The organism is Chryseobacterium sp. KBW03 (assembly GCF_003852415.1).
GTDB lineage: Bacteria > Bacteroidota > Bacteroidia > Flavobacteriales > Weeksellaceae > Chryseobacterium > Chryseobacterium viscerum.
Map to the genome: position 1 here is coordinate 83,990 of NZ_QAJO01000001.1, position 6,867 is coordinate 90,856.

2 protein-coding genes are annotated in these 6,867 nt (G+C 37.7%); both read right to left on the minus strand.

The window, feature by feature from the left end:
- Window positions 1-63: 63 nt before the first annotated feature.
- Window positions 64-2,874, minus strand: coding sequence for a T9SS type A sorting domain-containing protein (locus DBR39_RS00330; protein WP_124530350.1), 2,811 nt, complete (start codon window positions 2,872-2,874; stop codon window positions 64-66).
- Between the two features lie 164 nt (window positions 2,875-3,038).
- Window positions 3,039-6,572, minus strand: coding sequence for a T9SS type A sorting domain-containing protein (locus DBR39_RS00335; protein WP_124530351.1), 3,534 nt, complete (start codon window positions 6,570-6,572; stop codon window positions 3,039-3,041).
- Between the last annotated feature and the right edge of the window lie 295 nt (window positions 6,573-6,867).

The window sequence follows — 6,867 nt, forward strand, 5'->3', positions numbered from 1 at the left end:
TTACCACAAAAAAAAGAGAGACTGCTCAGTTTGAGCAGTCTCTCTTTCTTATTTTTTAATTATTTATTTTTTAATTGCTTTCACTGTTTGTTTAGAACCATCTTTCATATTCAAAACTACCAAATACATTCCTTCTTTCAGATCTCTCAATTGAAGTACAGAAGAAGGCTTTTCAATTGTTCTAATCAATCTTCCGGAAGAATCCAGAATGGAGATTGATTTTACCTTATCTGCTTTTGAAATATTCAGAACCTCTGTAAACGGATTCGGGTATGCCTCAATACTTTCTTCAGTTTTAGAAACTTCGGAAGTACTAAGACTTCCATTTCCTTCTCTTTGGATAGTAATGGTAAAAGGTCCTTCTATATTATCTTGAGTACCACTTTGATTTCCAACATTTATATAGTATACAGTACCAGCAACGGTTGGAAGAAATAATAAATACGTTGGATAGATTGCATTAACACAAGTCAAATTTCCACAGCTTCCTTTGTATATTCCCACCTTAAGATCAATATAATAATCAAAATTATCTGATTTTGTAACCAAAATTTTATGAATAGAACCATCACCTGTAAAAGTAAACCATGTTCCGTCATTTATTGCAGGAGTACAAGTCGTAATAAATCCATTATTATTAGTAGCTGCTATAGCATCGGTCTGTGTATAACTATAAGGATATGAAGATACCGCTAAAGCTCCTGAGCAATTATCATTCACTGGATGCGGAGGTAATGTCCCTATGCATATATTAAATCCCATAGCCAGATCATTTCCCGTGTTGAATACTCTTATGTAATAAGTTTCGCCTATTGTAAGCCCTGAAACATTACCTACCACACTTATTGCTCCACCTCTTATACACTGAATACTTGTCAAATTACCATTATCAACTTTAAAAACCTGAAATGCAGTTACAGTACCAGGTAACACCCCAAGAGAAACCTGATCTTTCACTAAAATCAAATGTCCTATTGCAGTAGCCGTAAATTTAAACCATACGTCATTTGGATTTGCAACATCCCCACACATTGTTGCTGATGTATTTGATACTGTAGCTCCCAATGTACTTCCAGCCGTTACAACAGTACAATTCAAATCAGGATTTACAGGTAAAGTAACGGCATTCGCAAATTCATCATTGGATGGCGGTGGTGGCGGAATAACCGTTTTTATACATATATTAAAATTAATTGCCATAGACACTCCCCCCATTCCACTATAAACCCTTACATAATAAGTATCCCCTGCCGTAAGATTATTTACAATCAAAGTACTCTGACTAGAGCAAGAAAGACTGGTTAGATTATTACAACTCCCTTTATAAACCTGAAAACGTAAAGTAGGAGAATACATACCAGGAACTTTAGAAACAATATTGCTTAATGTAATCACATGTTTTATGCCTGTTGCTGTAAATTTAAACCAGACATCATTATTAGGACTATTATAACAAGTATTGGGTAATAGACTGGAGTTTGTTGCAGAAGCAGTGGTTCCGTTCGTAATATTTACACAATTCAAATCAGGATTTACAGGTAAGTTTATAGCACCATTACATTCATCATTGGATGGTGCAGGAGGAAATGTTACTACACATATGTCAAAATTCTGAGCAGCTCCCTGTCCCACAATACTATATACTTTTACATAATAAGTTTCACCGGGAATAAGATCACTCATAATTGAAAGTACGCCAGTATCGGAACAGGAAACACTTGACAAGTTCCCGCAGCTCCCTTTAAAGACCTCAAAATATACGGCATTGTCATTTACCGTTCCTACAGAAACTGAATTCAATAATCTAACCATATGTCTGGAAGCAGTCGCAGTAAATTTATACCAGACATCATTATGACTGTAAGAAGCATTACAGGAATTCGGAATAGAACCTGATACGGACGCCAACAAGGTTGTTCCAGAAGTAACATTTACACAATCCAAATTCGGATTAACCGTTAAGGGCACTGCATTTACACACTCATCATTAGATGGTGGCAATGGCGCTGTTGTAAACTTGCTAGTGACACAGCCGGAAGATTCACCCGTCAACCCAACCGCTTTTACACTAAGATAATAAGTGGTATAAACTGATAGCGGAGATGATGGAGTAAAACTCGTTGTAGCTACCGATTGTTGGTTAACCACATCCGTTCCTCCCGGTGTAGTCCCTATAGAAACCTTATAACCCGTCGCTCCTTGCGATGCGTTCCAGGTAATAGCTGGGGAAGTGGGAACAAGTATTGTATTATCAACAGGATAAGACACTACAGGACACACAGGTAATACACTCGGCACCAAACCTTTAAGAGTCACCACAGATTTGTAAGGTAAAGAGCTACCAGTTAGACTTGAAGCAGGATCATTATAGTCAGGATTTCCTATATAAAGAGCTCCTCCCAGCGTAGTAGCATATACAAAAAATTGATTAGCAGGGTTGTCGTTAGATCCCTTTTCATGAACTGCAATGACTAAGTTCCGGACATTATCATATGAAAAAGGAGTCGTAAAGGTTACATCTATAATTCCATTTACATTGTAAACATTGCCCGAGTAAACCTTTGCCATTTGCCCAGATGGAATCCAAGTATCATAAGCAGCAAAAGCAGCTTTTGTGGTATGCCCTACATACACATCCCAGGTTGATTGGTAGAAAGGATTAGCAGAAGAAGTTACATAGAATTTAAGTCCGGTAATATTGCCCGCCGCATCAGTATTGATCTCTTGTTTTGTGAAAATCTGCTGAGAATAGGAACTGAAATACCCTGAATTAACCGGAGCATTCCCGGTAGCGGTACTCCCTTCACCCAGCTTGATTTGAGCACTTAGTACAATACTTACCATCAGTAAGCATAAAAATAAGATTTTCTTCATGTATAAGTTTTTGAGGTTATTAATATATCCGCTAATTTACAATAATTTAAAAACTTAATAAAAACTAAAACCGACAATTAAAAATAATTTAACACCTATAGAAATCTAAACAAAAAAACAGCAGCTTTTCAGCTGCTGTTCTATAAAATATGATCAATAAAGTTTTATCTTTTAATTGCTTTAACGGTCTGTTTAGTTCCGTCTTTCATATTCAGTACTACCAAATACATTCCTTCTTTCAGATCTCTCAACTGAAGTTCTGAAGCCGGAGCTTCAATAGTCTTCACAAGCCTTCCTGCAACATCAAGAATGGAAACAGATTTCACTTTAGATGCATCAGAAATTGTCAATGTGTCAATAAATGGATTAGGATATACCTTAATTTTATTGTCTTTCACACCAACTTCAGAAGTTGATAAATTAGGATTTTGTTTTATTTCAACATTATCCAAAAGAATGTCATCATAGAAGTATCCGTTACCGCTTACATTTTTATCTACAGTAAATCTCACCTGAATCGTTGCTCCTATATAAGAAGCAGCTAAAGGAAGACTAACTGTTCTCCATTGATTTAAGTTTGTAACATCACTAAATATAGATACCCAGCCATTTCCATCGTTTACTTCTACAGTAAGTTTATTATTATCATAAGTAGAAGGTGAAACTGTAGTAGAAGTTGACGTAGAATGGTTTTTAAACCAATCAAAAGAAACAATAGGTGAAGTCAATCCTGTTAAATTCACAGAAGGAGTAACCAATTGTACAGTATTGGTACCAGCTCCTGCATATGGTGAACTTGCATCTACCCATGCATAGGTACCTGCTGCTCTTCCATTATTGGCAGTATTAGCACCATAGTCTGCAGATCCTGTAAATTTCCAGAAAAGGGTTGCATCGGTAGTAGTTGCTGTAGGGTTCACATTATTCCAACAGCTTGGTGCCGTTCCACTATCAAAATTCTGAGCAAAAGGCGCCATCACTGTACCACAAAGTGTATTGAAAACAGCAGGTCCAACCCACGGGCTCTTATCGCTCGAACTACATACGGATCTTACCCAAACATAATAAGTGCTGCTTGAAGCCAACCCGGATAAAGGAGCTGAAGTGGTACTGCTTGTTCCACTAGCCGTTGTGGCAGCAGTAGGAACTGTACTACTTGTACTGTAATAATACTCGTATCCGTTAGCTGGTGTTGTTGTTGGTGCTGTCCAGGATAGATTCGCTGTAGAAACTGTAGGATTAGCTACTACAGGAGAAGCTGGTTCCTGACACGTTGGCACAGCCTCTACCACAAAGTCGTCAATATGGAAGTCAATATCTGGAGTATTGGAGCTTGTTGTTGCAACAAAAGCAATTTTAATATTCCCAGAATATCCAGTAAGGTTTATTATTTCTGTTTGCCCTGTATTAGAATAAGTTGCTGCTCCCGTATAAGTTTTTATAACGTTCGCATTACTCCATGTAGTACCGCCATCTGTGGAGACAATAACTCTAACCTGATGAGTACCTAAGGTCGTTTGTGAAGCTGTTGCCAAATAACTGGTAACGGCCATTTTATATTTCATTCTAAACATACCAGGGGTAGCTCCAAGGTTAATCGGCTGAGAAATCAACCAATCCCCGGTATAGGTTCCATATAAGTTGATTCTTACGGCTACATTAGATCCTGCATTGGCAAAACCTGCCTCACTAGCCCATTTGCTTGATCCGTATGTTAGAGTAGATGAAGCTGTAACATCTCCTTTAGCAACTGACCAACACAATGGAGTAAATGTGGTAAAGTTTTGCGAGCTTGTTGGGGCATTTTCTGGTGCACAAGTCGTTGTAAAATTACGTTCAGTACAAGAAGCAGAATTGCTTGTTGGTGTATAGGCGTTAACTGTATAGTAATATTTTGTTGCATAGTTTAATGGACTAGGAAGTGTATAAGTTGTTACATTTCCCAAATCAGCATTATTCATTACTTCAGTTCCACCTGTTGTAGTACCGATCGACAATCTATATCCTGTTGCGTCTGTTACAGCCCCCCATGTTATTGTTGGAGTTAAAGAAACTCCTGTTGCAGATGATGAAGGTGCACTTACAGTAGGACAGCCAATATTTTTAGTGGTGAATGAGACCGACGTACATCCACTGGCTGTTCCGTTACTATTGACTGGCAGTATAGTAGCATAATAGGTCGTATTATATAACAATTGATTTGCTGCCGGAAGCGTATAAGTAAGCACGTTTCCTACATCTGTTCCATTTATCACATTTGTTCCTCCGGGTGTAGTCCCTAGATTCAGCTTGTAAGAAGTCGCTCCTGCTGTAGCATTCCATTTGATATTTGGTGTTACGGCTACGCCTGTTGCTGCATTAGCCGGTGCGGTAATTACGGTACAATCCGGAATTGTAATGGCTGAAATTTTAACATTATCTACATAGATATCGTCACTTCCGTTATCGCCCTTCGCTAAGAATCTTACGATTGCATTAGGACTGGATGACCCTAAATCTATAAAGTTAGAGGTCCATGATGCTGCAACCCCTAAAGCAGAACCTACATCTGTAAATGTGCTCCCACCATCAGTAGATATCTGGATTTTTAAAACATCGGCTCCGGAAGGGTTGATATAATCAAAACTTAAGTATCTGGTACCTGAACCCGAAGACAGATTGACATATAAGTCCATGTATCCGGAAGCATACTGGCAGTTATAGGAGTGAAAACGGGCTGCTGGTGTTACCGCAGGAGTAGAAATCGTAGAAGATCCACTAGTGCCAGTCCATCCTGAAGCAACAGTAAACCCTGTTGTTGTAATATCACTTTGTCTCCATGAATTATCTCCTCTTGCAGGCCACGTTCTCCAATAATTGGCATTAGGAAGATCTAAAGTTGAATTTCCATCTGCCCAGGTACTGAAGTTCTCTGTGAAAGGCAATGTAGCATAGGTGGCAGGTGGAATTTGCCATGTTCCCGGTGTATAAATAAATGTCAGTCCTGAAGCAGGAACTGTTGTTCCGTTGGTACTTCCTAAAGTTACAGTAGAGCTATTTGAGCTTCCTACAGCAAGAGAAGTCCAGTTTGTTCCTGTCAAATTGTTAACATCAGAACTTTCCGATCCTCTTATCCCTACCTGTCCCGCAAGGGTTGCAGTTCCTGAAACACAGTTTCCATAAACAATAGCAACTGTTTTGGCTGTAAGGTCTAATTGAATCTGGAAATTAAGAAGCTGTGCCGCAGAAGCACTATTACCCTGTACATCTGTAAACTGCACAATAAACTTAGAACCAACAGTTTCATAGGCAATTTCAGAGGTTGTAGTATTCGCATGACGAAGATTTACGGCAAAACCTGCAAAAGCTCCGTCATAGGTAGTTGGTGAAATATCGGAAGATAATCCTGTGTAAGTGGTGCTGGAAGCAGGAACCCCAAACGTAATAAAACCATTGTTACTGATATAAACAGAATTATACTTCTGATTGTTATAAGTAAAAAAACCTGGTAGAGGAATAGCTCCTGATACCAAATCTGTTCCTATTGTTGCACCGGACTGCCATATTGTTCGGCTTGCAGATAACGGTGTATAAGTACCAGAAGACTGTGCAAAGCCATATCCGTTATTTGTATTGGGGGTGGTCAGTTGAGGTGGACCAACCTGTGCGGACACGCAGTAATAGAACGCTGTCAAACACGATAGTAATAATTTCTTCATAAATAGTAATAATAAAAAGTTAGGTTTGTAAATGTATAAATATTAATTTGAATATTAAAAATTATCATAAAATTTTGAATAAAAACAAACAAAACAGCTTTTAAATGAAATAAAATCAAACGTTTATTTAATTTAAATATTTATTTCGCAATATGATGAAAAAACATTAAAGCACTATTAATCAGCCATTTAAAATACTATACAATTAAAATAGACTTCAGAAAATTTTTCTATTTAATATAAAAGAACATATAAAATTTTTCATCAATATTTACAATATATAAACAAAAAAAGA

Bases quoted from the DNA above. Each gene is read 5' to 3' on its own strand.
- DBR39_RS00335 (WP_124530351.1), bottom strand. From the start codon at position 6,572: ATGAAGAAATTATTACTATCGTGTTTGACAGCGTTCTATTACTGCGTG.
- DBR39_RS00330 (WP_124530350.1), bottom strand. From the start codon at position 2,874: ATGAAGAAAATCTTATTTTTATGCTTACTGATGGTAAGTATTGTACTA.